Origin of the sequence: Nonomuraea sp. H19, from assembly GCF_052068215.1 — a bacterium.
Classification (GTDB): domain Bacteria; phylum Actinomycetota; class Actinomycetes; order Streptosporangiales; family Streptosporangiaceae; genus Nonomuraea.
Genome location: NZ_JBQHCV010000001.1, coordinates 367,220 through 391,164 on the forward strand (window position 1 = coordinate 367,220; position 23,945 = coordinate 391,164).

General features: G+C 70.4%; 21 protein-coding genes. 10 read left to right on the top strand and 11 right to left on the bottom strand.

The window, feature by feature from the left end; all coding sequences use genetic code 11:
- Positions 1-136: 136 nt before the first annotated feature.
- The 4 genes from ACTMTI_RS01745 to ACTMTI_RS01760 form a co-directional block, all read right to left on the bottom strand.
- Positions 137-961 carry an LLM class flavin-dependent oxidoreductase gene (locus ACTMTI_RS01745; RefSeq protein WP_441117759.1) on the bottom strand — a complete coding sequence of 275 codons (825 nt, stop codon included), beginning with the start codon at positions 959-961 and terminating at the stop codon, positions 137-139.
- Positions 962-972: 11 nt separating this feature from the next.
- A complete protein-coding gene (locus tag ACTMTI_RS01750) occupies positions 973-1,818 on the bottom strand; it encodes a GNAT family N-acetyltransferase (RefSeq protein WP_441117761.1) in 846 nt (281 codons plus the stop codon).
- A gap of 175 nt (positions 1,819-1,993) precedes the next feature.
- Positions 1,994-2,341 carry an STAS domain-containing protein gene (locus ACTMTI_RS01755; protein WP_441117763.1) on the bottom strand — a complete coding sequence of 116 codons (348 nt, stop codon included), beginning with the start codon at positions 2,339-2,341 and terminating at the stop codon, positions 1,994-1,996.
- Between the two features lie 34 nt (positions 2,342-2,375).
- Entirely contained in the window at positions 2,376-3,824 is a 1,449-nt protein-coding gene (locus tag ACTMTI_RS01760) for an LCP family protein (RefSeq protein WP_441117765.1), read from the bottom strand.
- 79 nt (positions 3,825-3,903) lie between these two features.
- Between ACTMTI_RS01760 and ACTMTI_RS01765 the strand changes: the two genes are divergently transcribed.
- The gene (locus tag ACTMTI_RS01765; RefSeq protein WP_441117767.1) at positions 3,904-4,923 is read left to right on the top strand and encodes a glycosyltransferase family 2 protein; all 1,020 of its coding nucleotides are present in this window, start codon (positions 3,904-3,906) and stop codon (positions 4,921-4,923) included.
- On the opposite strand, the gene ACTMTI_RS01770 is transcribed toward ACTMTI_RS01765, so the two are convergent.
- On the bottom strand, positions 4,918-6,654 hold the full coding sequence (locus tag ACTMTI_RS01770) for a CDP-glycerol glycerophosphotransferase family protein (RefSeq protein WP_441117769.1): 1,737 nt from the start codon (positions 6,652-6,654) through the stop codon (positions 4,918-4,920). The two genes, ACTMTI_RS01765 and ACTMTI_RS01770, sit on opposite strands and share 6 nt — an antisense overlap.
- Before the next feature lie 26 nt (positions 6,655-6,680).
- A complete protein-coding gene (locus ACTMTI_RS01775; RefSeq protein ID WP_441117770.1) occupies positions 6,681-7,913 on the bottom strand; it encodes a 2-C-methyl-D-erythritol 4-phosphate cytidylyltransferase in 1,233 nt (410 codons plus the stop codon).
- Positions 7,914-8,117: 204 nt separating this feature from the next.
- Between ACTMTI_RS01775 and ACTMTI_RS01780 the strand changes: the two genes are divergently transcribed.
- The 6 genes from ACTMTI_RS01780 to ACTMTI_RS01805 all read left to right on the top strand — a co-directional run bounded on the left by ACTMTI_RS01780 (position 8,118) and on the right by ACTMTI_RS01805 (position 13,864).
- Complete coding sequence (locus tag ACTMTI_RS01780; protein WP_441117772.1) at positions 8,118-9,530, top strand: CDP-alcohol phosphatidyltransferase family protein; 1,413 nt, start codon at positions 8,118-8,120, stop codon at positions 9,528-9,530.
- Complete coding sequence (locus ACTMTI_RS01785) at positions 9,527-10,150, top strand: DUF5941 domain-containing protein (protein ID WP_441117774.1); 624 nt, start codon at positions 9,527-9,529, stop codon at positions 10,148-10,150. Before ACTMTI_RS01780 ends, ACTMTI_RS01785 begins: the two co-directional genes overlap by 4 nt.
- A gap of 94 nt (positions 10,151-10,244) precedes the next feature.
- Positions 10,245-10,979 carry a sugar phosphate nucleotidyltransferase gene (locus tag ACTMTI_RS01790; protein ID WP_441117776.1) on the top strand — a complete coding sequence of 245 codons (735 nt, stop codon included), beginning with the start codon at positions 10,245-10,247 and terminating at the stop codon, positions 10,977-10,979.
- 29 nt (positions 10,980-11,008) lie between these two features.
- Entirely contained in the window at positions 11,009-12,049 is a 1,041-nt protein-coding gene (locus ACTMTI_RS01795) for an iron-containing alcohol dehydrogenase family protein (protein ID WP_441118137.1), read from the top strand.
- Positions 12,027-12,794 carry a CDP-alcohol phosphatidyltransferase family protein gene (locus ACTMTI_RS01800; protein ID WP_441117778.1) on the top strand — a complete coding sequence of 256 codons (768 nt, stop codon included), beginning with the start codon at positions 12,027-12,029 and terminating at the stop codon, positions 12,792-12,794. Before ACTMTI_RS01795 ends, ACTMTI_RS01800 begins: the two co-directional genes overlap by 23 nt.
- Before the next feature lie 185 nt (positions 12,795-12,979).
- Positions 12,980-13,864: a glycosyltransferase family 2 protein gene (locus tag ACTMTI_RS01805; RefSeq protein ID WP_441117780.1), complete on the top strand. Its 885-nt coding sequence runs from the start codon at positions 12,980-12,982 to the stop codon at positions 13,862-13,864.
- 7 nt (positions 13,865-13,871) lie between these two features.
- Here the strand turns inward: ACTMTI_RS01805 and ACTMTI_RS01810 are convergent, their stop codons facing one another.
- On the bottom strand, positions 13,872-14,585 hold the full coding sequence (locus ACTMTI_RS01810; protein WP_441117782.1) for an acetoacetate decarboxylase family protein: 714 nt from the start codon (positions 14,583-14,585) through the stop codon (positions 13,872-13,874).
- Positions 14,586-14,690: 105 nt separating this feature from the next.
- Between ACTMTI_RS01810 and ACTMTI_RS01815 the strand changes: the two genes are divergently transcribed.
- Together ACTMTI_RS01815 and ACTMTI_RS01820 are read left to right on the top strand one after the other, a co-directional pair.
- On the top strand, positions 14,691-15,137 hold the full coding sequence (locus ACTMTI_RS01815) for an RNA polymerase sigma factor (protein ID WP_441118138.1): 447 nt from the start codon (positions 14,691-14,693) through the stop codon (positions 15,135-15,137).
- Complete coding sequence (locus ACTMTI_RS01820; protein ID WP_441117784.1) at positions 15,130-16,038, top strand: hypothetical protein; 909 nt, start codon at positions 15,130-15,132, stop codon at positions 16,036-16,038. The genes ACTMTI_RS01815 and ACTMTI_RS01820 overlap by 8 nt, the downstream gene beginning before the upstream one ends.
- Here ACTMTI_RS01820 and ACTMTI_RS01825 read toward each other — a convergent pair.
- The 4 genes from ACTMTI_RS01825 to ACTMTI_RS01840 form a co-directional block, all read right to left on the bottom strand.
- On the bottom strand, positions 16,035-17,000 hold the full coding sequence (locus tag ACTMTI_RS01825; protein WP_441117786.1) for a glycosyltransferase: 966 nt from the start codon (positions 16,998-17,000) through the stop codon (positions 16,035-16,037). The genes ACTMTI_RS01820 and ACTMTI_RS01825 overlap by 4 nt on opposite strands.
- Before the next feature lie 56 nt (positions 17,001-17,056).
- On the bottom strand, positions 17,057-18,292 hold the full coding sequence (locus ACTMTI_RS01830; protein WP_441117788.1) for an acyltransferase family protein: 1,236 nt from the start codon (positions 18,290-18,292) through the stop codon (positions 17,057-17,059).
- Between the two features lie 176 nt (positions 18,293-18,468).
- Complete coding sequence (locus ACTMTI_RS01835) at positions 18,469-20,106, bottom strand: LCP family protein (protein WP_441117790.1); 1,638 nt, start codon at positions 20,104-20,106, stop codon at positions 18,469-18,471.
- 143 nt (positions 20,107-20,249) lie between these two features.
- On the bottom strand, positions 20,250-21,728 hold the full coding sequence (locus tag ACTMTI_RS01840; RefSeq protein WP_441117792.1) for a hypothetical protein: 1,479 nt from the start codon (positions 21,726-21,728) through the stop codon (positions 20,250-20,252).
- A 181-nt stretch (positions 21,729-21,909) separates the two neighbouring features.
- On the opposite strand from ACTMTI_RS01840, the gene ACTMTI_RS01845 reads away from it, so the two are divergent.
- Positions 21,910-23,913 carry an ArnT family glycosyltransferase gene (locus ACTMTI_RS01845; RefSeq protein ID WP_441117794.1) on the top strand — a complete coding sequence of 668 codons (2,004 nt, stop codon included), beginning with the start codon at positions 21,910-21,912 and terminating at the stop codon, positions 23,911-23,913.
- The last annotated feature ends 32 nt before the right edge of the window (positions 23,914-23,945 follow it).

Genomic DNA, 23,945 nt, shown 5'->3' on the forward strand with positions numbered 1-23,945 from the left:
TCGGCCATCCGCCCATGCTGTCCGTGCGGCCTCCAGGGCCCAGGGATGTGCGCGGCCTCCGTGGTCAACGGAGGCGGGGGCGTCGGCCGTGGAGAAGGTGCTTTCCCGCCGTTGCCGGTTCGGCGGGAAAGCGCTGCTACAGGGCCGACAGCAGGGCGGTGACGTGCTGGAGCGGGTCCGCGCCGAGCGGCCGCACCGCCACCGTGTCCGCCCCCGCCGCCCACAAGCTCTTGACCTGCGCCGCCGCCTGCTCCGGGGAGCCCGTCGCCATCACCACATCCTCAGGAGCGACCCCCAGGAACGATGCCTGCCCCTCCACCATCGGACGGGCGACCTCGGCGGCGTCCGCCCCGGTGTGCAGGAACGTGAAGACCACCAGCTCGTGATCCTCATCACCCCCGATCTGGTCCAGGATCGCGGGCAACTGCGCGGGCCCCACTCCCTCGGGCAGGATCGTGCCCTGCGCCACGCGGCCCGACAGCGCCAGCGAGCGCGGCCCCTTCACTCCGGCGAGTACGGGCGGCGGCTCCGCCGGCGGATGCACCAGCGACACCTCGTCCAAGTGGACCTCCCTGCCGTGCAGGGTGACGGTCTGGCCGCGCAGCAACGCGCGCACCGCCGTGATCGTCTCCTCCAGCAGCGCCAGCGGCGACGCCGGAGCGGCCCCCACCTGGCGCATCCAGTCCTGTACGCCGTGCCCGATCCCGGCGGCGAGCCGCCCGGGGTGCACGCGGGCCAGGTTGGCCAGCTCCATCGCCAGCAGCACCGGGTTGCGGAGCGGAGCGGGGGCGATGCCGATGCCGACCCGCAGGCGGGAGGTGGCGGCGAGGGCGGTGGCGGCCGACGAGATGCCGCCGGTCCAGCCCAGGTCCTCCACCACCCACAGGTCGTCCACGGACGTCTCGTCCAGCGCCCTCGCGAACGGGATGAGCTGCTCGGGTGGCAGGTCTCGGTCGAACATGACGCCAAGTCTCACGATGTCCTCCAGTAATAGCGGAACAGCCGGCCGATCTCCGAGTATCCAGCACGCAGGAACGCGTCGGCGGTCGGGACGTTGGCGACATCCGTGGCCGCGACGATGCGCTGCACGCCGGCCTCGGCCAGCGTCCGGGTGCCCCGGGACAGGAGGTCGTTGACGTAGCCGTGGCCGCGGTGCTCGGGGACGACGCCGATGTAGGCGATGGAGTGGTCGTCGGGAGCCACCAAGCCCACGGGGGAGTCCCCGAGATGGCCGATGACGAACCAGTCGGGCTTGGCCTTGCGCTGCATCAGGTCGTCGTACATCCATCGGGCCTCGTGCTCGGCCCCCTCCGTGGCCACCTCGACCTGTGTGTCGTAGTCGAGAGAGCCCTCGGAGATGCGTACGAGGATGTCGAGGACCTCGGCGGGGTCCATGAGGCGCGCCGGGCGGTAGGTGAGCCTCCCCGGATCCGGGGGGAGGTCGGTGCCCGCCACCCATTCGAGCATCAGCCGCTCGACCTCCATGGCGAACCCGGCCAGGGTCAGCGCCTCGTGCTCGACGGCGCGATCGACGACAGGGGTGAGTCCGGGTTTGAGGGCGATGTCGTGGATTATCTTGGTGACGCCCATCGCGCCCAGGCTGCGGCGCAGCAACTCGGCGGCGGCGACGGGGTCGGGGCCAGGGTCGAACTGCCAGATGATCGCCGGCTCCGCGCCGGCGAAGGGGGCCCAGTAAGCCAGGCGGGCCCGCTCTTCCGCGAAGCACCACTCAGGCCGCGTCCTGCCCTCGTCGAACGCGGCGGCGAGCTGGGAGCGAGCGGGCTCGGGGAACTGGTCGAACAACGTGAAAGCCTCCACACCGTGATGGGGCTCTCCCAGCAGGTCATGAGACCGTGGAGAGGTGTGCCCGAGATGACATGACCATGTTCTCGCACACCCCGGATCTTTTTCGAATGACAAATCCGCTCATGCTGCTCTGCTGTCGTGGCTGATCGAGCGATCGATGCGGCAGTCCGATGCGCGGATTTCATTCCTACGCAGCGCCGACGAGGGCGGTTCGCGCCTCGCCGAGGGACTCGCTCATCTCGAAATGCCGGTCCAGGTTGGTGATCATCAGCAGGTGCCGGATCATGCCGGGGGCGAGCACGAGAATCATGCGTCCATGCAGGCGCTGTATCTGGTTGAGCGTGGCCACCAGCACGCCGAGGCCGACGGAGTCGCAGAACGGGACCTCGGTCAGGTCGACGACCAGCTTGAGGGGGTCGGCGGCGGAGATGGCCTGCTCCAGCTCGGCCCGCAACCGGGGAGCGCCCGCTACGTCGAGGTCGCCCACGACGTGAAGGACCGTACAGGGGTCTTCTCGCCAACACCTGACCACCATGGGCCTCACCTGCCCGAGCCGCCGAAAGTTATGACTATTTCTTACATATGTTCTGCATTGCCGTTTTCGTCGTTGGTGTAACGCTCGGCTTGGCGGTTGGGGTGGAGGTGGGCTTTTGATTCTGTATTTTCGGCTGATCGCTGCCGAGGATGACCTCGATGCCGTCGATATCCGCCTTGCGCAGCTCGACGCCGGGAATGGCGGCGGCCACCGTGCGCACCGCGTTCTCCTGGCCCGCTCCGTAGCGGACGACGGTCTTCTTGTAGTCCTTCTTGGCGGTGTTGCCGGGCTGGTCGGGGACCTTGAAACCGTACGCGACCAGCGCCGCTTTGGTGCGGGCGCCGAGACCGGTGATGAGCGTGCCGTTCTTGATCTCGAGCGAGATCTGCCCGGGCGGGATCGGAGCCGGCTTGCCCGACGGCGTGGCGCTGGCGCTGGCGGTCGGCGTGGGCTTGGCCGGGTCCTGGTCGGCGTTGATCCTGGCGAACATGTCGCGGGCCGCCTGCTTGTCCCACAACACCGCCGACTCGCCGGTGGACGCCTTGAAGTCGACGTTGGCCAGCGGCACCTCGGCGAACTTCACATCCTCCAGCGAGACGTCCCGTAGCTGCGTGGCCAGGCCGAGCAGCCCGTCGTCGGGGTCGACCTTGACCGTGCTCAGTGTGGAGTTGACGAACGCCGCCAGCTTGGCCGGGTTGGCCAGCGTGTCGGCGCTCAGGGCCCGGTTGAGCAGCGCCGAGATGACCTGCTGCTGCCGGTCGATGCGGTCGAGGTCGGAGCGGGCGGTGGCCCGGGTGCGGGCGTAGCCGAGCGCCTGCGCGCCCTGCAACTGGTGAGTGCCCGCGGGGAGGTTGAGCCCGGTCTTGGGGTCGTTGATCGGCACGGGCGTGCAGACCGTGACGCCGCCGAGCGAGTCCACGACGTCGATGAAGCCGAGGATGTTGACCTCGATGTAGCGGTTGATCTGCAGCCCGGTGGCGGCCTCCACGGTCTGCTTGGTGAGCTTGGGCCCGCCGAACTGGTAAGCCGAGTTGATCTTGTGGTCGCCCTTGCCGGGGATCGTCGTCCAGGTGTCGCGCGGCAGGCTCACCACGGTGACCCGGCGATGGTCCTCCGACAGGTGGATCACCATCATGGTGTCGGTGCGCTGGCCCGCCTCGCGGCCCAGTTTGAGCTGGTTTTGCTGCTGGCGGGTGAGGTCGTCGCGCTTGTCGACGCCGACCAGCAGGATGTTCTCCGCGCCACGGGACGAGGGCGCGGTCACACCCGCGTCCACGGTGCCGATCTGGCGCGGGGTCGCCCACACCACGCCGGTGGTGACCAGCACGCAGGTGGACATGAAGCCGGCGGCGATCACGTTGCGGCGGCGGGCCTTGGCGCTCCTCTTGAGCGGCCTGCGGGCGCGGCCGGGTGGGAGCTTGACGCCGCCGTAGGCGTCGCCGCCCACGAGCACACCGGCGTCCTCCTCGCCCGTGTCGCGCATGCCTCCCCCTTTGTCACCCCGGAGGATCGGGCTTTCGATTGCCCTCCTCCCCTGCCCGTACAGTAGCGTGAGCCCCGCCATGAAGCAGTTCCCCGACTCGCCGCACGCGCCCGCGGAGACGCGCGGCTGGCCCCCCATCTCCGTCGTCATGCCGGTCCTCAACGAGGAGCGGCACCTTCGCGAGGCCGTTGATCAGGTCCTCGCCCAGAACTACCCAGGTGAGATCGAAGTCGTTCTCGCCGTGGGTCCCTCCAGAGACCGAACACAGGAGGTCGCCGAGGCCATCGCGGCGGCCGACCCCCGAGTGACCGTGGTGCCCAACCCGACGGGCCGCACCCCCAACGCGCTCAACGCCGCGATCGCCGCTTCCAGAAGCGGCATCATCGCCAGGGTCGACGGGCATGCCATGCTGCCCCCCGACTACCTGCGCGTGGCAGTCGAGACGCTGGCGGAGACCGGCGCCGACAACGTGGGCGGCATCATGGCGGCCGAGGGCATCACGCCCTTCGAGCAGGCCGTGGCCTGCGCCATGACGTCCAAGATCGGCGTCGGCGCGGCCGCCTTCCACGTGGGCGGCACGGCGGGCCCGGCCGACACCGTCTACCTCGGCGTCTTCCGCCGCTCGGCGCTCGACCGGGTGGGCGGCTACGACGAGCACTTCCAGCGGGCCCAGGACTGGGAGATGAACCACCGCATCCGCCAGAGCGGCGGCCTGGTCTGGTTCCAGCCGCGCATGCGGGTCTCCTACCGGCCGAGGCCCAACGTCAAGGCGCTGGCCAAGCAGTATTTCCACTACGGTCGCTGGCGTCGGGTGGTCGCGCGCACCCACGAGGGCACGATCAACCTGCGCTATCTGGCGCCGCCCGCCGCGGTGCTGGCCATGCTGCTCGGGCTGGTCCTCGCCCCGTTCTTCCCGCTCGCGCTGGTGATCCCCGGCGGCTACGCGCTCGCCATCGTCGCCGGCTCGGTGCTGACCGGCGGTGGGCTGCCCATGGCGGCGCGGCTGCGGCTGCCGATCGTCTACGCCACCATGCACTGCTCATGGGGCTGGGGGTTCCTCACGAGCCCGAAGAAGCTGGCGCGGCCACCGAAGTCATGACCCCGCGAAGACCCGCTCGACCGCCGCGTTGAAGCGGGTCAGCGCATCCGGATACTCCGGCCCGAACAGGTAGCTCCTGAGCTTGACCCTGGCTCGGGCCAGAGTGTCCTCCCCGTCCAGGAACTCCGCGAGGCCGGCCAGGTCCGCGCCCAGCAACACGCCCGCCTCGGTGCTCGGATAGCGCTCGTGGAAGGCGTGCTCGGGCAGGCCCGCGACGTTCGTCACCGCGTACGGCTTCTCGCTGGCCAGGAAGTCGGCCACGACACTGGAGATGTCGCTGATCAGCAGGTCGCACTGGTTGAAACAGTCGTAGAGATGCGGCTCGGGACCGGTGACGATCAGGTGCCTGATCCGCGGCGTCTCCCCGGCCGCCCGCGAGGGGTGCCTGGCCTTCGTCTCGGCCAGCTCGGCCCCCTCCATCATGGCCACGATCTTCCGGTGCGCGCGCAGGGCCCTCCTGTCGCGATGGCCGGTCAGCGGGTGCGGCTTGTAGATCACCCGCAGCGGGGGATCGTGGTCGAGCAGCGCCCGCACGATGCGCGGGCCCATGGTGATCAGCGACGTGTGGAGCAGGTCGTCGTTCCAGCCCTCCCACGTGGGGGCGTACAGCACGGTCCGGTACGGCAGCCCGGGCCCCTTCGTCGAGATGCCTTCGAGCTGCGGCCGGCCGACCTCGTGGATGCACTCGTCCCGGACGCCCACCTTGGCCCGCCGGTAGCGGTCCCGGCCCGCCGGGCCGGCCACCCACACCTCGTCGTACACCCGGGAGAACGGGTTGAACGAGGCCTCCTTGTCGCTGTCGCCGTGGTTGAGGAACGCGCTGCGCAGGGTGGGGATGCGCAGCATGTGGACGTTCCTGCCGACGTTGGAGACGTACAGGCAGAGCTTGGCGCTGGACAGGGCGCGGAAGCTCATCAGGTCGGCCGACGACGGGATGCACACCATCGGCAGCGACGAGGGCTCCAGGTGCCGGGCCATGCCGCGCTCGCGCAGCACGACGATGGCGCGCCGGTTGCCGCGTTCGAGCGTGGGCAGCCACATCCTGGCCTGGTAGGCGGCCGCGGTGGCGCCGGAGAAGTACAGGATGACCTCGGGACGGTAGGCCCTGACCTGCTCGCTCACGACCTCGATGACCCTGGCCTTGTCGGTGAGCGGCAGGGCGCGCCGCACGTACGGGAGGAGGGCCAGCGCCCCGGCCGCGCCGGCCGCGACCGCCACGCCCGCGCCGACGGCCGCCGCCACGGCGCCGGACGCGGCGCCGAGCACGGGCAGCGCGTCCAGGTAGAGGAAGCGCACGCTGCGGACGTCGCGCAGCCAGCGCGGCGGCATCTTCGGGATGCGCAGCGCCGAGACGTCGAGGTTGCGGGTGGTGATCGGCAAATTGCTCAGCGTGCGTACGAGGCGCATCGCCAGTCCCGAGTGCGCGGCCCGTACCCCGTGGATCGCCAGCATCCCGGCGGCCAGCGCCACGAACCATGGCGAGTCGGCCCCCGCGGTCCGCGCCACCAGCAGCAGCGCGGCGGTCTGCCGGGCCGCGAAGCGCAGCGTGGTCCCGAGGTGCACCATGGCGAGCAGCTCGGGCAGCCGCCTGGCGACGCGCGCCGCGGCGTACTCCGCCGCGTAGGAGACCGCGGCGGCCACCCCGAACAGCACCGGCGCGGGCCAGGCCGACGCCACGAACAGGACGGGGTAGCAGCCGAGCAACGCTGCGATCACGATGAGTTTCCTCATGTGATCGCACGGTAACAACCGTCAGGTCAAGCGCCGTCCACGCGGACGTCTATGACTTGCCCTGATAGGTCGGAGATGAGGATGTCCAGCGAAGTCTGTGCGATGGCGAGCGGAGAAGCGCTGGTATTGACGCAATTGACCCGGATGTCGTCGGACGCCCATTCGCGGGCCAGTGCCCGGGTCAGCTCGGCGACCGCGGCCCTGGCCGAGGCGGGGAGCGCGCCGGCGCCGGGCGGGGCGAGCAGCAGCAGACTCCCGCGCAGGTGCGGGCGCGCGGCGCGGGCCACGTTGAGCGGGCCCAGGTAACTCACCTCGGCGGACTCGTCGGGTCCGCCCGGCGCGAGCACCACGTGGTCGACCGCCCCGAACCCGGACAGCGCCTTGGCCACCGACTCGGCGTCCTCCACGCGCACGTCGAGCCTGGTGAGGGTACGCACGTGCGCGCCGTGCGCCGCGGCCAGGGCGGCGAGCTCGTGGGCGCCGAACACCACGATGCTCCGGCCGTCGAGCGCGCTCCGGTCGCCTTCGCGCTCCGGGGCCTCGGTGGCGAGCCGGAAGAGCAGGTCGGCGATGTGCAGATCGGCGGGGTGGGTCACCTTGATGTTGTGCTCGCTGCCGGGCACCAGGTGGATCGGCACCTCGGGCAGGTAACGCAGCACCACGCCGCAGTCGTCGGTGGCCGGGCGACCGGCGAAGCCGGGGTCGGCGAACGCCCGCTCGTACGCCTGCCTGATCACCGACAGCTTGAAGCACTGCGGTGTCTGGCTGCGCCGCAGCCGCGAGCGGTCCAGCACTTCCCCGATGATCTCCCCGTCCGGTGCGGGAACGGCCACCAGGACCGTGTCGGAGCTCGGGATCGCCACGTTGACGGCCTGATGCCTCTCCAGTGCCCGGACGCACTCGGTGATGATCCGGGGCTCCAGGAGCGGGCGTACGGCGTCGTGCAGCAGCACGTTGCACTCCTCCGCCCCCAGCGCCTGCAACGCCCGCCAGGTGCTCTCGGTACGGCTCGCGCCGCCCTCCACGACCTTGCTGACCTTGCGGTAGCCGCCCGCGGCCACGATCTCGCGCACCCGGTCGGTGTAGCCCGGCGTCATCAGCACCACGATCTCGTCGATCTCCGGCGCGGCCTCGAACACGGCCAGCGAGTGCTCGATGATCGTCCGTCCCGCGACCTCGACGAGCTGTTTGGGCGTGGCCAACCCCACCCGCTGCCCCACACCGCCCGCGAGCAGCACGCCAATCGAGCGTGAATCCATACCGGCAGCGTACCGATGAGATACCTGCTGAACGGACTGCCGCCAGGCGTTGGCCAGGCTCGGCAGTACGGCGGCAGGCTGATGAGCAGGTTTCTCGCCGGGCACGGTCCCTGTTCCGTGATATCGCGTTGACCTGTCGCTACGCTGTGGCTACGCACCCCCAAAGTCCACGCTCTCCCGAACGACCGGGAGGAGACCTGCGCTTTGCCCGACCCATCGACCCGCGACACCACGACCACGGTCGTGCTGCTCGCCACGACCCCGGCCGCCAGGCTCTCCTGCGGGGACGGCACGCTGCTCGACCGGATCGGCGACCAGCTCGCCGGCCCGCCCGCGCGTGACGTCCAGGTGGTGACGCCCGGCGGCGGTCTCGGCGCGGACCTGCGGGGCGTCGCCAAGATCGCCAGGACCGCGACGGGCGCCGTCGCCATGCTCCCCGCCGACCTCGTGGCCCATAACGAGGCCCTGGCACTGCTGCTGGAGCACCCCGCCCGGGACACCGGCGCGCTGGTCTCCCACGGCGTGACCGCGGGCCCCACGCGGCCGCCCGTACGCGTGGAAGGCGGCAAGATCGTCGCGGCGGGCAGCTCCTTCCACGTCGTGCCCGAGGCGAACGCCACGTTCAGAGGCGTGCTCCAGGCGGGCGGGGCCGACCTGACCACGCTGGCCGACGTCGCCGAGGAACTGGCCGAGCTGGCCGACACCGGCAAGCTCGGCCCTGTCACCCCGGCCGAGGCCGTGGACCTGCTGCTGGTCGGGTTGGTCAGGACCGGCGTGGCGGTGCGGGCGGCCTGGCTCGGGCCGCTGCACGCCGACCGCGTGGCCGGCCAGCACGCCGCCGACGCCGCCGTCGCCGGGCTGGCCGACGTGGACGAGGCCAAGGTCCGGCTCGACACCGCCGTCAAGGCGGACGACGGCTTCTTCGCCACCTACTTCGTCTCCTCCTGGTCGCGTCACCTGATCAGGCCGGCCGCCAAGCTCAAGCTCACCCCCAACACCGTCACCGGCATCTCGATCGGCCTGGCCCTGCTGGCGGCCGTCTGGTTCTCGGCGGGCACCCAGAGCGGACGACTGGCCGGGGCGCTGCTGTTCTACCTGTCGTTCGTGCTCGACTGCCTCGACGGCCAGCTCGCCCGCTACACCCGTTCGTTCTCGCGGCTCGGGGCCTGGGCGGACGGCATGTCCGACCGGCTGAAGGAATACATCGTCTACGTCGGGCTGGCCTTCGGCTCCGCCGACCCCGGGATCTGGCCGCTCGCCGTGGCCGCGACGATCCTGCAGGTCGTCCGGCACTCCATCGGCTACGCGTACGGCGGGGCCGTCTCCGACGCCGCGCGGAGCGGCGCGACGTGGGGCCGGCCGCCCCGCTCCCTGCAGGAGCCGGCCGACGCCCGGCACGGGCCCGGCCTGCTCCGGCTCGCCGAGCGCATGGACAGCCGGACGATCGCGCGCTGGTTCAAGAAGATCATCGTGCTGCCCATCGGTGAGCGCACCGCGCTGATCGCCGTCACCGCAGCCGTCTGGAACGCCAGGGTGACGTTCCTGGCACTGCTCTGCTGGGGCGGCGTGGCCGCCCTCTACCAGCTCGCCGGACGGATCGCGAGGTCGAAACGATGATCTCAGTGCACATGGCCCCCGTTCCCAGCAGCACCGTCGTGGCCTACCGCGACGACGGGCCGCTCTCGCGCGCCATGGGCCTGCTCGTGGCCGGGCAACTGCCGCCGCTGCCGCCGGTGATCGCGGGCACGTTCGTCACCGGCGTGCTGCTGATACTCGGCGTGGCGGGAACGGACGGGCTGGCGGTGTTCGCGCCCGCCGTGACGCTGCTGCTGGCCGGTCCCGGCAGCACCCACGCGCACGACGGCAGGGTCGACTGGCTCGTCCCGCCGATCCTGCGGCTCATCGAATACAGCTTCGTCGCGGCGTGCGGGTTCGCGCACCAGGTGCACCCCGTGCTGGTCTTCCTGCTGCTCGGCGCGCTGGCCTTCCACCACTATGATCTCGTCTACCGGTTGCGCCAGCGCGTCTACCCGCCGTCGTGGCTGGGCACGCTGGGGCTCGGCTGGGACGGCCGGATGATGGTCGTCTCGCTGGTCGCCCTCATGGGGCCGATGACCGTCGGCTACGTGCTGCTCGCGGTCTACCTGTGGGCGCTGTTCGGCTGGGAGAGCCTCACCTGCTGGCTGGCCGCGCCCCAATCTGGCGTGGAAGCGGCCGATATGGAAACGCAAGACTAGCGCCGGATTACCCTCAGGGGGCCGAAAGGGAACTACCCTTTGGGCCTACGGTGGGTCGCGTTCAGCGGCCCAATGCTGGACTGAGGAGTGCACGTTGCTGGGAATGGTGCTGGCCGCTGGGGCCGGACGACGCCTGCGGCCGTACACCGACACGCTGCCCAAGGCGCTCGTGCCGGTCGACGGCGAGACCACGATCATGGACATCTCGCTGCGCAATTTCGCCGAGGTGGACCTGCGGGAGATCGTGATCGTCGTCGGGTACGCGGCGCAGGCCGTGCACGAGCGTAAGGACGCCTTCGAGAAGAAGTACGGCGTCAAGCTCACCCTGGTTCACAACGACAAGGCCGAGGAGTGGAACAACGCCTACTCCCTGTGGTGCGCCCGCGACTACTTCTCCCAGGGCGTGCTGCTGGTCAACGGCGACACCGTGCACCCGGTCTCGGTCGAGAAGACGCTCCTGTCCGCGCCCGAGACGAGCGACATCCTGCTCGCGGTCGACAACGTCAAGAAGCTCGCCGACGAGGAGATGAAGGTCACGCTCTCGCCCGAGGGCGGGCTGCGGCGCATCACCAAGCTGATGGACCCGGCCGAGGCGTACGGCGAATACATCGGCGCCACCCTCATCAGGCCCGGCGCGGCCGAAGGGCTGGCCGACGCGCTGAAGACCACGTTCGAGCGCGACCCGCAGCTCTACTACGAGGACGGTTACCAGGAGATGGTCGAGCGCGGGGAAGTGATCCACGCCGCGCCCATCGGCGAGGTCGACTGGGTCGAGGTGGACAACCACGACGACCTGGCGAAGGCTCGCACCATAGCCGTGCGTTACTGAGGGAGGCGCGGATGCCGCTTCTCGCGAGGATGCTGCCGGCGCCCCTGACCATGCAGGTCCGGCGGGGCGCCGTGGCCGAGCTCGGTGCTCTGCTGGCCGACAGCCGGGTGGCGACCTCCGGCCGGGTCGCCGTGGCCGTCGGCCCCGGCCAGGGCGACCACATCGAGAGCCTGATCGCGCCCACGCTGGGCGAGGCCGAAGTGTTCAGGGTGGCCGACGGATCGGTCGACGCGGCCGTCTCCCTCGGCGCCGACCTGCGCAAGGGCGCGTACGAGGTCGTGGTCGGCGTCGGCGGCGGCAAGACGATCGACGCCACCAAATACGCCGCCTCGCTGGCCGGCATCCCGATGGTCGCGGTGGCCACCAACCTGTCCCACGACGGCATCTGCTCGCCCACCGCCTCCCTCGTGTACGAGGGCGGCAAGGGCACGTTCGGGGTGCCGATGCCGCTGGCCATCCTGGTGGACCTCGACTTCGTGCACAACGCGCCCAAGTCGCTGGTCAGGGCGGGCGTGGGGGACGTGGTGAGCAACCTGTCGGCCATCGAGGACTGGCAGCTCGGCAACATCGAGCGCGGCGAGCCCATCGACGGGCTGGCCTGCTCGATGGCCCGCACCGCCGCCGAGGCGCTCATCGGCCGCACCGACTCCATCGAGTCGGACGCGTTCCTGACCGTGCTGGCCGAATCCCTCATCCTGTCGGGGATGTCCATGGTGATCGCCGGCTCCTCGCGGCCCGCGAGCGGTGGAGATCATGAGATCCTTCATGCCGTGGATCAGCTCTTTCCCGGCACCTCCAACCACGGCGAGCTCGCCGGGATCGGTGCCGCCTTCTGTTTCTTCCTACGCGCGGACCAGGCTCGGGTCCAGCAGGTGGTCGACTGCCTGCGCAAGCACGAACTGCCCGTCGTGCCCGCCGACATCGGGCTGACCGCCGAGCAGTTCGCCGAGGCCGTCGCGCTGGCGCCGGCCACCCGGCCCGGCCGCTACACGATCCTCGAGCACCTGCGCATGCAGGACTCCGAGATCCGCGATCGGGTGGGGGACTATGTCCACGCCTTCAGTCGCTGAGCTGCGGCGGGTGGCCCAGCCCGCGGGCCACCTCGAGCGCAAGAACGGCGAGCACTGGGCGGGCGTGCTCTACATGCGCAGGCTGTCCATCTACGTCACCTGGCTGCTGACCAAGACGCCGGTCACGCCCAACCAGCTCACCTGGATCATGACGGTGGCCGGAGTCGTGGCCGGGGTCGTGCTGGCCCTGCCCGGGCTGTGGGCGGCCGTGGCCGCCGCCCTGCTCGTGCAGGTCTACCTGCTGCTGGACTGTTCCGACGGAGAGCTGGCCCGCTGGACGGGGAAGACCTCGCTGACCGGCGTCTACCTCGACCGCATCGGCGCCTATTTCGCCGAGGCCGCGCTGCTGGCCGGGCTGGGCTGGCGGGCGTCGGCCGTCCTGCCCGACTGGTACACCGTGATGGGCTTCGCGGCCGCGCTCGGCGCGATCCTCATCAAGGCCGAGACCGACCTCGTGGACGTGGCGCGGGCCAAGGGGGGACTGCCGACCGCCACCGAGGCGTCCGTGGGGCAGTTCCGCTCCGGGCTGCTGGGGCTGGGCAGGCGGGTGCTGTCGGCGACGAAGTTCCACCGCATCGTGCAGCCGATCGAGCTGTCGATGCTCGCGCTGGTGACCGCGGTGATCGACGCGGTGCTCGGCGACCTCACGGCCTCCCGGGTGCTCATCGTGGCCTGCGTGGTCGCCGCCGCCCTACAGGTTGTCCTGCATTTGGTAAGCATCCTGGCATCGAGGCGGCTGGCGTGATCTCATGTCGGAACCGGACGCGCTCCCCGTCCGTCGTATTGATCGGACGTCCGCCGTTCGGTGGGGGTTCACCCCCGGTTCCGATACGCTTAGCTCCACCCGTACTTGAACACGCATACCAGCAGACTCGGTGATCATGAAAGAATGCCACGCCCGTGCTCTCAACGCGTCAGGACAGTGATTCGTTGAAGATCTCGTGCGTCATCCTCACCATGGGCAACCGGGTCGCGGAGCTGAACCGGGCGGTCGAGTCAGCGCTCAACCAGATCGACGGCGACGTCGAGGTGGTGATCGTGGGCAACGGCGCCGACGTGCCCGAGGTGTCGGCGAAGCCACCCGAGGGGTCGGCCGCGGTCGTGAAATCGATCCGGCTCGACCGCAACACCGGCATCCCCGCAGGCCGCAATCGCGGCGTGGAGGAATGCTCGGGAGATGTCGTGCTGTTCCTCGATGACGACGGCTGGTATGCCAGCCAGAAGGTCGTCGCGCACGTGCGCGACCGCTTCGCCACCGAGCCGGACCTCGCGGTGATCTCTTTCCGGGTCATGGACCCCGACGGCGGCATCGGCCAGCGGCGCCACGTTCCCCGGCTGCGCGCGGGCGATCCGCAGCGCTCCTCACCCGTCACGACGTTCCTCGGCGGCGCCTCGGCCATCAGGCGATCGGCCTTCCTCCAGGTGGGCGGGCTGCCCGAGCGGTTCTTCTACGCTCACGAGGAGACCGACCTGGCCTGGCGGCTGCTGGGCGAGGGCTACCGCATCGAATACGACGCCGAGACGGTGATGTACCACCCGCAGGTCCCGCCGACCCGGCACGCGCAGTTCTACCGGCTCAACGCGCGCAACCGTGTCTGGCTGGCCCGCCGCAACCTGCCGTGGCCGCTGGCGGTCTTCTACCTGACCAACTGGGTCGTGCTCACCCTGATCCGCGAGCGCGGCTCCGGGGTCGCGCTCAAGGCGTGGTTCGCCGGCTTCCTGGAGGGGCTGCGCAGTCCCGCGGGCGAGCGCCGTCCCATGGCCTGGCGCACGGCCTGGCGCATGGTCAAGCTCGGCCGCCCCCCGATCGTCTGAGCCGCGCTCAGACGATCGCCGCGTCGCCGAACGTCATCGCGGCCCGCGCTACCGTCGAGGTGAACATCGCGCGCTTGGGCAGCCCCAGCTCGCTCAGCTCCTTGGCGATGGGGTGGTTGCCCAGCCGGATCAGCGCGCCGCCCGGCCGGAACTTGGCGCCGCCGGCGCGTACGGACCAGGGAATGCGCCGCGTGACCCCCTCCCGGTGCGTGTAGGTGTCCATCGGCGTCATCGCCGTGGCGGCCGGCACGGGCACGCCCGGCTTGATCAGCATGTCCAGCACGAGCCTGCCGTCCTTGCGCAGGACACACCGCTTGTACGGTGAGCCGAGCCGCAGCTCGATGTCCGCCAGCTCCTTCGGGAACCCCCACAGCCTCCGCCCCGCCTCCAGCGTGAACCGCTGGTCCACGGGCAGCCAGTGCACGAACACCCCGGCCTGCCGCAGATCACCCAGCCCCGTGGACCCCGCCGCGCCCGGCGGGCGGACCAGGAAGGCCATTCCGAACTCGTGGTAGGTGTCGAGGTCCCCGTCACGGTAGTCGACGAACAGCAGTACGCAGACGGCCTTGCCGGGAAGGACCTCGGCCACGTCGAGGCCGGAGTAGGCGATGACCGCCCTGGCGGCGTCGGCAGGCACCGGGTAGAAGGCGCTGCAGATCTCCGCTTCCCTCACCCGGACAGGCATGCCCACCGTCCGGCCCTGGATCAGATGCGATGCCATGGTTCCAGTACATCAATCCCCGAGCCGTGTGACCATTCCCGACCCGGTGCCGTCTAGGTGTGATGTGACAATCGGAAGAATACGGGGGTCGTCATCATCGAGGAGCTGTACCGCGAGCACTGGCCGCTCGTGTGCGGGTTCCTCCTGCGCAGGACCCGTGACCCGCATCTCGCGGAGGACCTGGCCCAGGAGACGTTCGTCAAGGCCACCAGAGCCCTGCTGGGCTGGCGCGGCGAGAACCCGGCCGCCTGGCTGCTCACGATCGCCCGCAACGTCCTCGTGGACCATGTCCGCCGCCACCGCCGCGAGCTGGCCCTGCCGGACTCCGGCGAGCTCGGCGTGCCCCCGCTCCACGTGGCCTCCCTCGACGTGCGCGACGCCCTGGACCGGCTCCCCGAGCAGCACCGCAGGCTGCTCACGCTGGTCTATTTCGAGGGCTTCTCGCTGGTGGAGGTGGCCGCGATGACCGGCAGGAAGCACGCCTCGATCAAGACCGCCGTGTGGCGGGCCAGAAACGCCTTCGCCGACATCTACGGAGACATCCATGACTGACGACTTTCCGGAAATGCCGGACTTCGACCCGAAGCTCGCCCGGAGGGCTGTCCGGCGGGGACTCCTCAGGACGACCTCCAACGTCCTGGCGGTCCTGCTGGCGCTCGCGCTGGTCGCCACGGTCGGCTCGACGCTCCTGCAGACGCGCGGCGACCGGGAGCGGCGTATGACGGACGTGCTGGGCACCGCGTTCAAGATCTACAACCCCGGCTACAGCGTGGACGTCGACCACTGCTGCGAGACCACTCCGCTGGGGATGTCCTTCGACGTGCGCGCCAGCCCGCTGCGCGCCGTGGGCGGCTTCTGGCCGGTCGGTGGCGAGCGCTACTCCGTGAGCCAGAACCTCTTCGGCCGCGTGGGCCGCCTGCCGCTGGGCAGCACCGCCAACACCAAGCTCTCCCTCTCCCTGTACGACGTCGGCACCACCCTCGCGCCGAAGGAGGAGGTCCGCAAGGTGCTCAAGCGGCTGCCGGAGGACCTCAGAGCGCTGGTGGTGGTGGAGTTCGCGACGCCGCTCGCCGAGGCCGACATGAAGGCTTTCGCGGAACGGTACAAGAGCTGTCCGGAGAAGATCGCCTACGAGCGCAGGCCCGGTGCGCTGTCCATCACCTGGAGCCCCGCCTACTGGAGTGACGGCCAGAAGGGCGTGGAGCAGGAAGGGTGCGTCGGTGACCTGAGGAGCTTCCGAGCCTGGGTCGGCATGCTGCGCGACCACGACGGCGCCAATCTGCGGGCCTTCGACCTGTCCCTGGCGCGCCTGCGCAAGGCCGCGAACGAGGGTCTCGCCTACGCCTACGTCGACCAGGTCACCACGATCAAGGCACTGCGCGAGATCATCGAGGACCCGCGCGTGCGCACGGTCCGTCTGGCCGACGTGACCTTCGACCTCGACCGCCCCTAGACGGCCAGCGCGTGCGCGGCCGGCTGGCCGGCCCACGACTCGGCGCGGCGCACGAAGGCCGCCGCGTGGTCCGGCCAGTGGTGGCGCAGGCGCGCCTCGGCGTGGCCGCGCGCGCCCAGCCTGGCCCGCCGCACCGGGTCCTCCTTCAGGTCCAGTACGGCGTTCAGCACGGCGTCCACGTCCAGCGGCACCACCAGCCCGCAGCCGGCGCCCTCCACCAGCGCGGCACCCGGCGGCGTGGTGATCACCGGCAGCCCGCGGCCCATGTAGTCCATGATCTTCGTCGGTACGGCCCGCACCGTGTCACCGGCCAGCGACAGGCCGGCCAGCGCGCCCTCCGCCATGCGCAGCGCGTGCCGGTTCGGGACGTACCCGAACCAGTCGAGCAGGCCGACCCGCTGCGCGTCGCGCAGCAGCGGGCGCACCTCGCGCGCCGCGGCCCCGATCAGGTCCAGCCTGATCCCGTACGGGATCAGCCGCTCGGCCAGGCCGATCAGCTCCGTCACGCCGCGCTCGATCGACAGGCGGCCGATGTGGACGACCCTGGTGTCGCCGGGAGGAGGCGGGCTGGGCGACACCAGGGTCGCTTCGGGCACCACGGCGGGCGTGACCACTTGGTGGCGGCGCTCGGCGCGGGCGAGCTGCCCGGACGTGACTTCCTCGCGCACGTCCCAGACGACCGGAGGGCGCCGGTAGGGCAGCGCGCGCAGCAGCCGGTGGTCGTGCACGATCAGCAGGTCCGCGCCCTTGACGCCGCGTCTCAGCGCCGCGCGGGCCCTGCTGTACGGGGCCTGCCGCGCCACGTCGATCGCGGTGAGCCCCATGGCCGGGGTCACGTTGAAGTACGTGAACGGCGCGACGTAGGTCACCTCGTGGCCTTCGTCGAGCAGCGCCCTGATCTGCCGGTGCATGATCCGGGCGTCCTCGGGATGGTGGACGGTGGTGGCGACACAAGCGCGCATATGTCGATGCTCCGCGCCTACCAGGTCAAAGGCGTTAATGCGGGAGGAACGGCCGCTTAACTTCCAGAGCGACGGCGATAGAGCCAGGTGAGGCGGGGTTCGAGCACCCACTTGAAGACCGTACGGGTCTCCGGCAGGCACAGCACGATCGCCAGGGCGAAGCAACTGGAGCTGATCGCCAGCACGCCGAGCGGCCCGTGCAGCCACGGCAAGTCGAGCCAGCCCTGGTCCTTGGCGATCAGCACGGGGATGCCGTGCAGGAGATAGCAGTAGAGCGTGCGGGTGCCGAGGTCGGAGAACCACGTCTCGCCTCGGGGCACCAGCGCCAGCACGGCGAAGCACATGGCCAGCGCGCACACCAGCAGCCCGGCGCGCAGGCCGAGGCCCATGTACCAGGACAGGTCGAGGTCCTGGTAGCTCTCCTTGTAGTAGAAGGGGCCGAGCGGGGACCTGGGCGCGATGAAGATCGCCACCGCGGCCGCCCCGAGGATCGTGAGCACCGAAAGGATCTTGATCCACCGGCGGTCGAGCATCTCGAAGTGCTCGGGCTGCATCACCAGGCCGATCACGAAGAACGGCATGAGGCCGAAGAAGCGGTCCATGCTGAAGTCGCCCTCGATCTGCGAGAACCCGGCGAACAGGTAGATCGCGATCGCCACCGGCACGGGATATTTCATCCGCTTCCACACCGGCGTGGACAGCCGCCAGAACAGCAGCGCCAGCAGGTACCAGTTGAGCCACGCCGGATCGATGATCGTCAGGCTCCACTTCTCACCCAGCGAGAAGCGGAGCGCGGCGTAGCCGACCTCGACGATCACATACGGGACGAGGAACGTGTCGACGAGCTTGTTGGTCTTGGCGTTGGAGTTCCAGAAATTTCTGGACAGGTAGCCGCTGATCAGCACGAACAGCGGCATGTGGAAGGTGTAGATGAAGAGGTAGAGGGCCCTGGAGGAGTCGGCCGAGAGCGTGGGCACCAGCGAGTGGCCGACGACCACGAGTGCAATCAGCACGAACTTGACGTTGTCGAGGAACGGGTCGCGCTTGCGCTTGGGCTGCTCGGGCTCCTGCTTGGGCTCCGGCTGTGTCAGCGGCCGCTCACCCACCGCGACCGCGCGCGGGTCCGTCGGCTGCTGCTCGCCCGGCAGAACGCCGTGCGGGTCGGTCCGCTCGCTCCAGAAGGCCTCCTCCGGCAGCGGCCACCGCGCTCCAGTGTTGGCCGGCCCGCCTTCCTCATCCGGGCCCGCTGGGCTGCGCGGCGTTACCGGTGGAGAGAATCTGGTGTCAGACACGAGGGAGTCGCTCAGCTTCGCTAGGGGCCGGGGAACACGACGGCAACGCGACATGAAAACCGGGTGACGGTTTGGTGTCGCGCTGCGTCGCCGACCCGCAACAGACTATCCCGCCCGCCCGGTTCCTGTCTCTCAACGAGACCCAGAATGCCCGAGTACACAGGGAACTTGGAGCGTCAGGTGCACGCGTTCTTCTGCTCGGAAGCCGTGATCGTGCTCTGTTTCACACTGTCGGGCAGCTTGGTCACCTTGACCGAGTCGAAGTCCTCTCCCACCACGAACTGGATCACCGGAGTGCCCCTCGGCGCGGTCGCCGCGCCGGCCGCCGCAGGGACGTACTGCTGCGGGTTGGTCACCTTGACCTTGCCGGCCGCCGGCGCCGGCTTGGGCAGGACCGCACCGGCCAGCGTGTCGGCGTGGTCGGGCGCAGCGGTGATCGTCTTGGCGTAGTGGATCTCGCTCTTCGCCAGGCTCTGGCCGCCGGCGGCCTCGTAGTTGCCCACGCCGACGACGTTGAAGCCCTGCTCGGCGAGCTGGTCGGCGACCTCGCGGGCCTTGCCGAAGGTCTTCGTGCCGTTGAGCACCTGGACCTTGACCTGCTCGGGCTTGATCGTGACCTTGGGTTTGGCGCTCGCGCTGGCCGTCGGCGCCGGGGCGGTGGGCTCGGTGTCGGTCTTGATCGCGGTGAACAGCTTGGTGGCGTCGGGCTCCTTCCAGACCACGCGGTTCTCGTCCGCGGGGTCCGGCTGCCACGGGATCGTGGTGAGCTGGACACCCTTGGCCGTCAGTTGCCTGGCGCTCGTCGCGATCTGGATGAGCTGCTCGGTGTCGTTGGCCAGTTCGGGGTCCATGGTGACGGATCCGGCCGCGGCCGCGACGAAGTCCCTGAGCCTGCCCACGTCGGTGAGCAGGTCGCTGCTGGTGGCCTTGGCGATGACCTTGCTCAGGAAGATCTGCTGGCGCCTGATGCGCCCGATGTCGCTGCCGTCGCCGTAGTGGCGCAGGCGCACGTAGCCCAGCGCCTTCTCGCCGTTGAGCAGGCTCTTGCCGGGCGGCAGGACGAGCTTGGACGCCTTGTCGTTGACGCCGGACTTCAGGCAGATCTCGATGCCGCCGAGCGCGTCGACGATGTTCTTGAAACCGTTGAAGTCGACCTCGACGAAGTGGTTGACGCGGATGCCGGTGAGGGTCTCGATCGTAGAGATCGTGCAGGCGATTCCGCCGGAGTTGTACGCCGAGTTGATCATGTCTCGGCGCGGGGCCATCTCCTGCTTGGTGGCCTCGTTCTTGCACCGGGGGATCTGCACCATCGAGTCGCGCGGGAAGCTGATCAACTGCGCCTTGTCCCGGTCGGGGGAGATGTGCAGAAGGATGATCGTGTCCGTACGCTTGCCGCCCGCGTCCGCCGTCCTGGCCAGTTTCTGCCCGTATTTGGCGTTGCCCGCGCCGGCGCGGGTGTCGGAGCCGACGAGCAGCACGTTGAGCGCGCCCGTGTCCGGGGGACGCGGGTTGATGATGTCCTCTTTGACGCTCTTCTGGGTGATGTTGCCGAACGCGTCGCGGTAGACGGTGTAGCCGGTGAGCGCTCCCGCGACCATGAGCGACGTGACGCCGATGCTGACCCAGGCCAGCACCCGCATCTTGCCCTGGCCGCCGTTCCCGCCGCCGCGGTGGCCGCGCGGTGGCCGGTCGTCCGGCGGAGGCGGCGGGGCGGCTGCGGCGGCCCTGCGGGCCATCCTGCTGCCGGGCTGGGTGGGGGCGGCCCTGTAGTCCCGGGCAGTGTCGACTACCGGCACGCTTCTGTAGTCAGTCATACGCCCCCTAGCCTCGTGCCTCGCGCTCACGCGCCGGCTTGGTCGCTCCGCGCCACGAGATTAGGTCACGTTCGGCGGGCCCGGTGCGACGACCGCCGGAAACGACCGTGACCCGGGCGTGATGTTTCCGCGGCAAAGCATACTCAGAGCTGGACATTAGGTGGAATATCATCGTCGAACTCTTTCTTGCTTCCCGTCCGATTTCGCAGGTCAGGCCCAATACTGAGGGCCGCTGCCAGGCAGGCCAGGGGCACGGCCGGCAAAACGTACCGATAGTCGAACTCCGCCGCCGCGGCCGGTGTGACCAACAGCACTACGGCTGCCGACCAGGGCACCAGCCAGGCGGAATCGCCCGACGGTTTTCGCCTGCTGGCGATCGCCGCCACCGGTGGCACCAGGAGGGCACCCAGCAACACCGGGCCGGGCAGCCGCGCCATGCTCTGATAGGTACGCAGCCAGCCGGCGTACGGCTCAACGATCTCCGTGCCGATCGCACCCTGCTCGTAGAGCTTGGCATAGTGGGCGCCGACCTGTGCGGGATAGCGGCCAGGTGGTCCGGGTGGCGTCACCGGGAACTCGTAGTAGCCGTAGATCTCTTGGTCGGGATAGACCGGGCGATCCCAGCGGAACGTACGGCCCAGTTCCTCCAGGACGGAGGCGGCGTAGTCGAGCGGCTGCTTGGTGATCGCCAGTGTCGCGAACCTGGCCGCCAGGTCGTCGCTCTCCTCGGTGAACGTGATCCCCGGCAGCCGCACGAGGGGGGATTCCTTCGCCCAGATGTACTCCTGGGACGGCGGGCGCTGCTCGGGCGGGCGCGGGTCGCACAGGACCTTCAGGTCCGCAGGCGGGTCCATCCTGGCGCAGTCGGCGAACGACATCGTACGGGCGTAGAGGAAGACGCCGTTCGCGCCCACGAGGCCGACGCGCTGGTAGGTGGCGTAGAACCAGGCGCCATAGGCGATGATCGGCACCAGGGCGGCCGCCAGGAGCACCCCACCCAGCCTGATGTGCCTGCGCAGCACGAACCAGGCCGCGATGACGACGATGAGCGGCTGCCCGACGGTCCTGGTGAGGGTGGCGGCGGCCAGCAGCAGGCCGACGGCGGCGACGGTGCCCGGCTTGCGGGTCGAGCACAGTGCCGCGGCCGACACCACCAGGAACATGAACAGCGTGTCGGAGACCAGCAGGTGCTCCAGCTCGACCTGGTAGGCGTCGAGCAGCACGGGCACCGTGGCCAGCGTCGCCGCCCACCTGGGGGCCCGCCGCGCGACCCGGTAGATCATGACGCCGATGGCCAGGCCGAGCAGGTGCTGCGCCGCCGCGACCGCGCCGAACGCGTGGAACGGCTCCAGGAGCTTGAGGAACATCGAGTAGCCCGCCGGGCGCACCAGGTCGGGGCGCGGTCTGAAGACGGTCACGATGTAGGTGTAGGAGTCGGGGAACCACAGGGCCGGGCGGTAGCCGAGCATGGCCAGGGCCCGCAGGCCGGTGCCCAGGGCGAGGACCCCGAGGAACCACCGGTGCCGCCACGCGATGTCGCCCCACCTGGTCAGGGCGGTCTTCGCGGGCTCGGCCGCACGAGCCTCCGACCTCACCCGCACGTCCTCCCCCTCCTCCGGCACTTGGGTACGCTACCCGCGATCGCCCGCCCCTCGTGCCACACGCACCGCGCAGGGCGGCGCCGGCCATGGCGTGGGGGCGCTGGGCGGGGACGGCGTCGGAGGTGCTTGGCCGGGGCATTGAGCGGGGTGCCGGGCGTGCTGTGAGGCAGGGGCCTGTGACGTTGGATACGCTCGCAATCCGATGGAACTCGATCGACCCGGCCGGATGCTCGCCGCGCTCTCGGTGGTGCCGCCGCTCGCCGTGGCGGGCTGGCTGCTGACCGCGCTGCCGCTGCTGCTGCTCGGCCGGTTCACGCCGGCGCCCGCGCTGCTGCTCGGGCTGCCCGCCGCGGCCTTGCTGTGCTGGGCGGGCACACGAGGGCTGAGCAAGACCGTCGAGGCCACGTCCTGGCAGGTCGCCGGGGTCGTCGCGGTCGCGGTGGCGGCGGGCGCGTTCAACGTGGTCATGCACAGCGAGCAGCTCCTCATCAGGCGCGATCCCGCCACCTACGCGCAGTATGCGGCCTGGATCGCCGGGCACGGCTCCCTCCCCATCCCGTCGCAGGTGGCGGCGTTCGGCGGCGCCGACCCCTGGCTGGTCTTCGAAAGCGTCGGGTTCTTCCAGGTGGACGGCTCGGTGGTGCCGCAGTTCATGCCGGGGGCGCCGATGCTGTTCGCGACCGGCGACTGGCTGGGCGTGCCGTTCGCGGTCCCCGCGGTGCTGGGCGCGCTGGCCGTGCTCACGCTGGCCGGGGTCGTGGCGCGGCTGGCCGGGGCGCGCTGGGCGGTGCTCGCGGCGGTGACGTTCGCCGTGAGCCTGCCGATCCTCTACACGTCGCGGACCACGTTCAGCGAGATCCCGTCGCTGATCCTGCTGTTCGGCGGCCTGGCGCTGGCGCATGACGCGCTCGCCCGGCCGGGCTGGGCGCGCGGGCTGCTGGCCGGGCTGGTCTTCGGACTGGCCGTGCTGGTCCGGGTGGACGGCCTGCGTGACGTGCTGCCGGTGCTGGCGTTCGCGGGGCTGCTGATCGCGATGCGGCGCTTCGCCAGGCCGCAGGGAGTGCTGGGGCTGCCGCTGGCGGCCGGGCTGGCGGCCGGGGCCGGGCTCGGGATGCTGGCGGCGTACGTGCTGTCCCGGCCCTATCTGAACTACCTGTCCAGCTCGGTCAAGCCGCTGCTGCTCATCTGCGCCGCCGTCCTCGTGCTCACCGTCGTCGGTACGGCCGCCGCTCCGGCACTGGCCAGAGTCCGGCTGCCGAGGTGGGCCCCGACGGCCGGGGCCGCGCTCGTCGTGCTGCTCATGGCCGCCTTCTACGCGCGGCCGTGGCTGCAGACCGTGACGCGCAAGCCCGCCAATGAGGACGACCAGCGCACGGCCATGATGATCGCGCAGATCCAGCGCGCCAACGGCCTGCCCATGGACGGCGACCGGCTCTATTTCGAGAACTCGCTGCACTGGGTCATCTGGTACGTCGGCGTCCCCGTGGTCGTGCTGGCCACGGTCGCGGCGGCCGTACTCGTCCGCAGGCTGCTCCGCGACGGCACGCCCTTCGAGTGGCTGCTGCCGCTCGTCGTCGTCGGCTGGACGACGGTCACCACGCTGGCACGGCCCGAGATCACTCCCGACCACCCGTGGGCCGCCCGCCGCCTGGTTCCCGTCGTGATCCCCGGGCTGATCCTGCTGGCCGCGTACGGGCTGGCCCGGCTCCGTGACGTGGCCGAGCGGCGCGGCCCCAGGGTCAGGCGCTGGGGGATGGCGGCCGCCGTCCTGCTCGTGCTCGTGCCGCCCACCGTGACCTCGATCGGCGTCGCGTTCACGCCGGTCGAGCGGGGCGAGGCGGCGGCGGTGGCGGCGATGTGCGCAAAAATCCCGCGCAACGCGTCCGTGCTGATCGTGGAGCGGGTCACCGGCGACCGGTTCACCCAGGTCGTGCGCGGGATGTGCGGAAATCCGACGGCCCTGGTGAAGCGCGTGGGTTCGGACACCGCGCCCTCGGAGCAGGTGCAGCGCCTGATCGAGCGGGTCCGCGCGGCCGGCCGCGTCCCCGTCGTGCTCGCCGCGAAGGCCGGTCAGGTCGCGCTGTACGGGACGGCGTCGCAGGTCATGGGCCTGAGCACGCGTCAGGACGAGCGCTCGCTCGTGGACGCCCCGAACGGCACCTGGTCGCTGCGGATCGACGTGTGGATGGCGGTGCCGGACCGGTGAAGTGATGGTCAACCCGGGAGCTCCCACTGGGG

Coding starts and splice junctions, on each gene's coding strand:
- ACTMTI_RS01770 (WP_441117769.1), bottom strand. CDS start 6,654: ATGAGGAAACTCATCGTGATCGCAGCGTTGCTCGGCTGCTACCCCGTC.
- ACTMTI_RS01755 (WP_441117763.1), bottom strand. CDS start 2,341: ATGGTGGTCAGGTGTTGGCGAGAAGACCCCTGTACGGTCCTTCACGTC.
- ACTMTI_RS01745 (WP_441117759.1), bottom strand. CDS start 961: ATGTTCGACCGAGACCTGCCACCCGAGCAGCTCATCCCGTTCGCGAGG.
- ACTMTI_RS01785 (WP_441117774.1), top strand. CDS start 9,527: ATGATCTCAGTGCACATGGCCCCCGTTCCCAGCAGCACCGTCGTGGCC.
- ACTMTI_RS01835 (WP_441117790.1), bottom strand. CDS start 20,106: ATGACTGACTACAGAAGCGTGCCGGTAGTCGACACTGCCCGGGACTAC.
- ACTMTI_RS01795 (WP_441118137.1), top strand. CDS start 11,009: ATGCTGCCGGCGCCCCTGACCATGCAGGTCCGGCGGGGCGCCGTGGCC.
- ACTMTI_RS01825 (WP_441117786.1), bottom strand. CDS start 17,000: ATGCGCGCTTGTGTCGCCACCACCGTCCACCATCCCGAGGACGCCCGG.
- ACTMTI_RS01845 (WP_441117794.1), top strand. CDS start 21,910: ATGGAACTCGATCGACCCGGCCGGATGCTCGCCGCGCTCTCGGTGGTG.
- ACTMTI_RS01800 (WP_441117778.1), top strand. CDS start 12,027: ATGTCCACGCCTTCAGTCGCTGAGCTGCGGCGGGTGGCCCAGCCCGCG.
- ACTMTI_RS01760 (WP_441117765.1), bottom strand. CDS start 3,824: ATGCGCGACACGGGCGAGGAGGACGCCGGTGTGCTCGTGGGCGGCGAC.
- ACTMTI_RS01765 (WP_441117767.1), top strand. CDS start 3,904: ATGAAGCAGTTCCCCGACTCGCCGCACGCGCCCGCGGAGACGCGCGGC.
- ACTMTI_RS01810 (WP_441117782.1), bottom strand. CDS start 14,585: ATGGCATCGCATCTGATCCAGGGCCGGACGGTGGGCATGCCTGTCCGG.
- ACTMTI_RS01775 (WP_441117770.1), bottom strand. CDS start 7,913: ATGGATTCACGCTCGATTGGCGTGCTGCTCGCGGGCGGTGTGGGGCAG.
- ACTMTI_RS01820 (WP_441117784.1), top strand. CDS start 15,130: ATGACTGACGACTTTCCGGAAATGCCGGACTTCGACCCGAAGCTCGCC.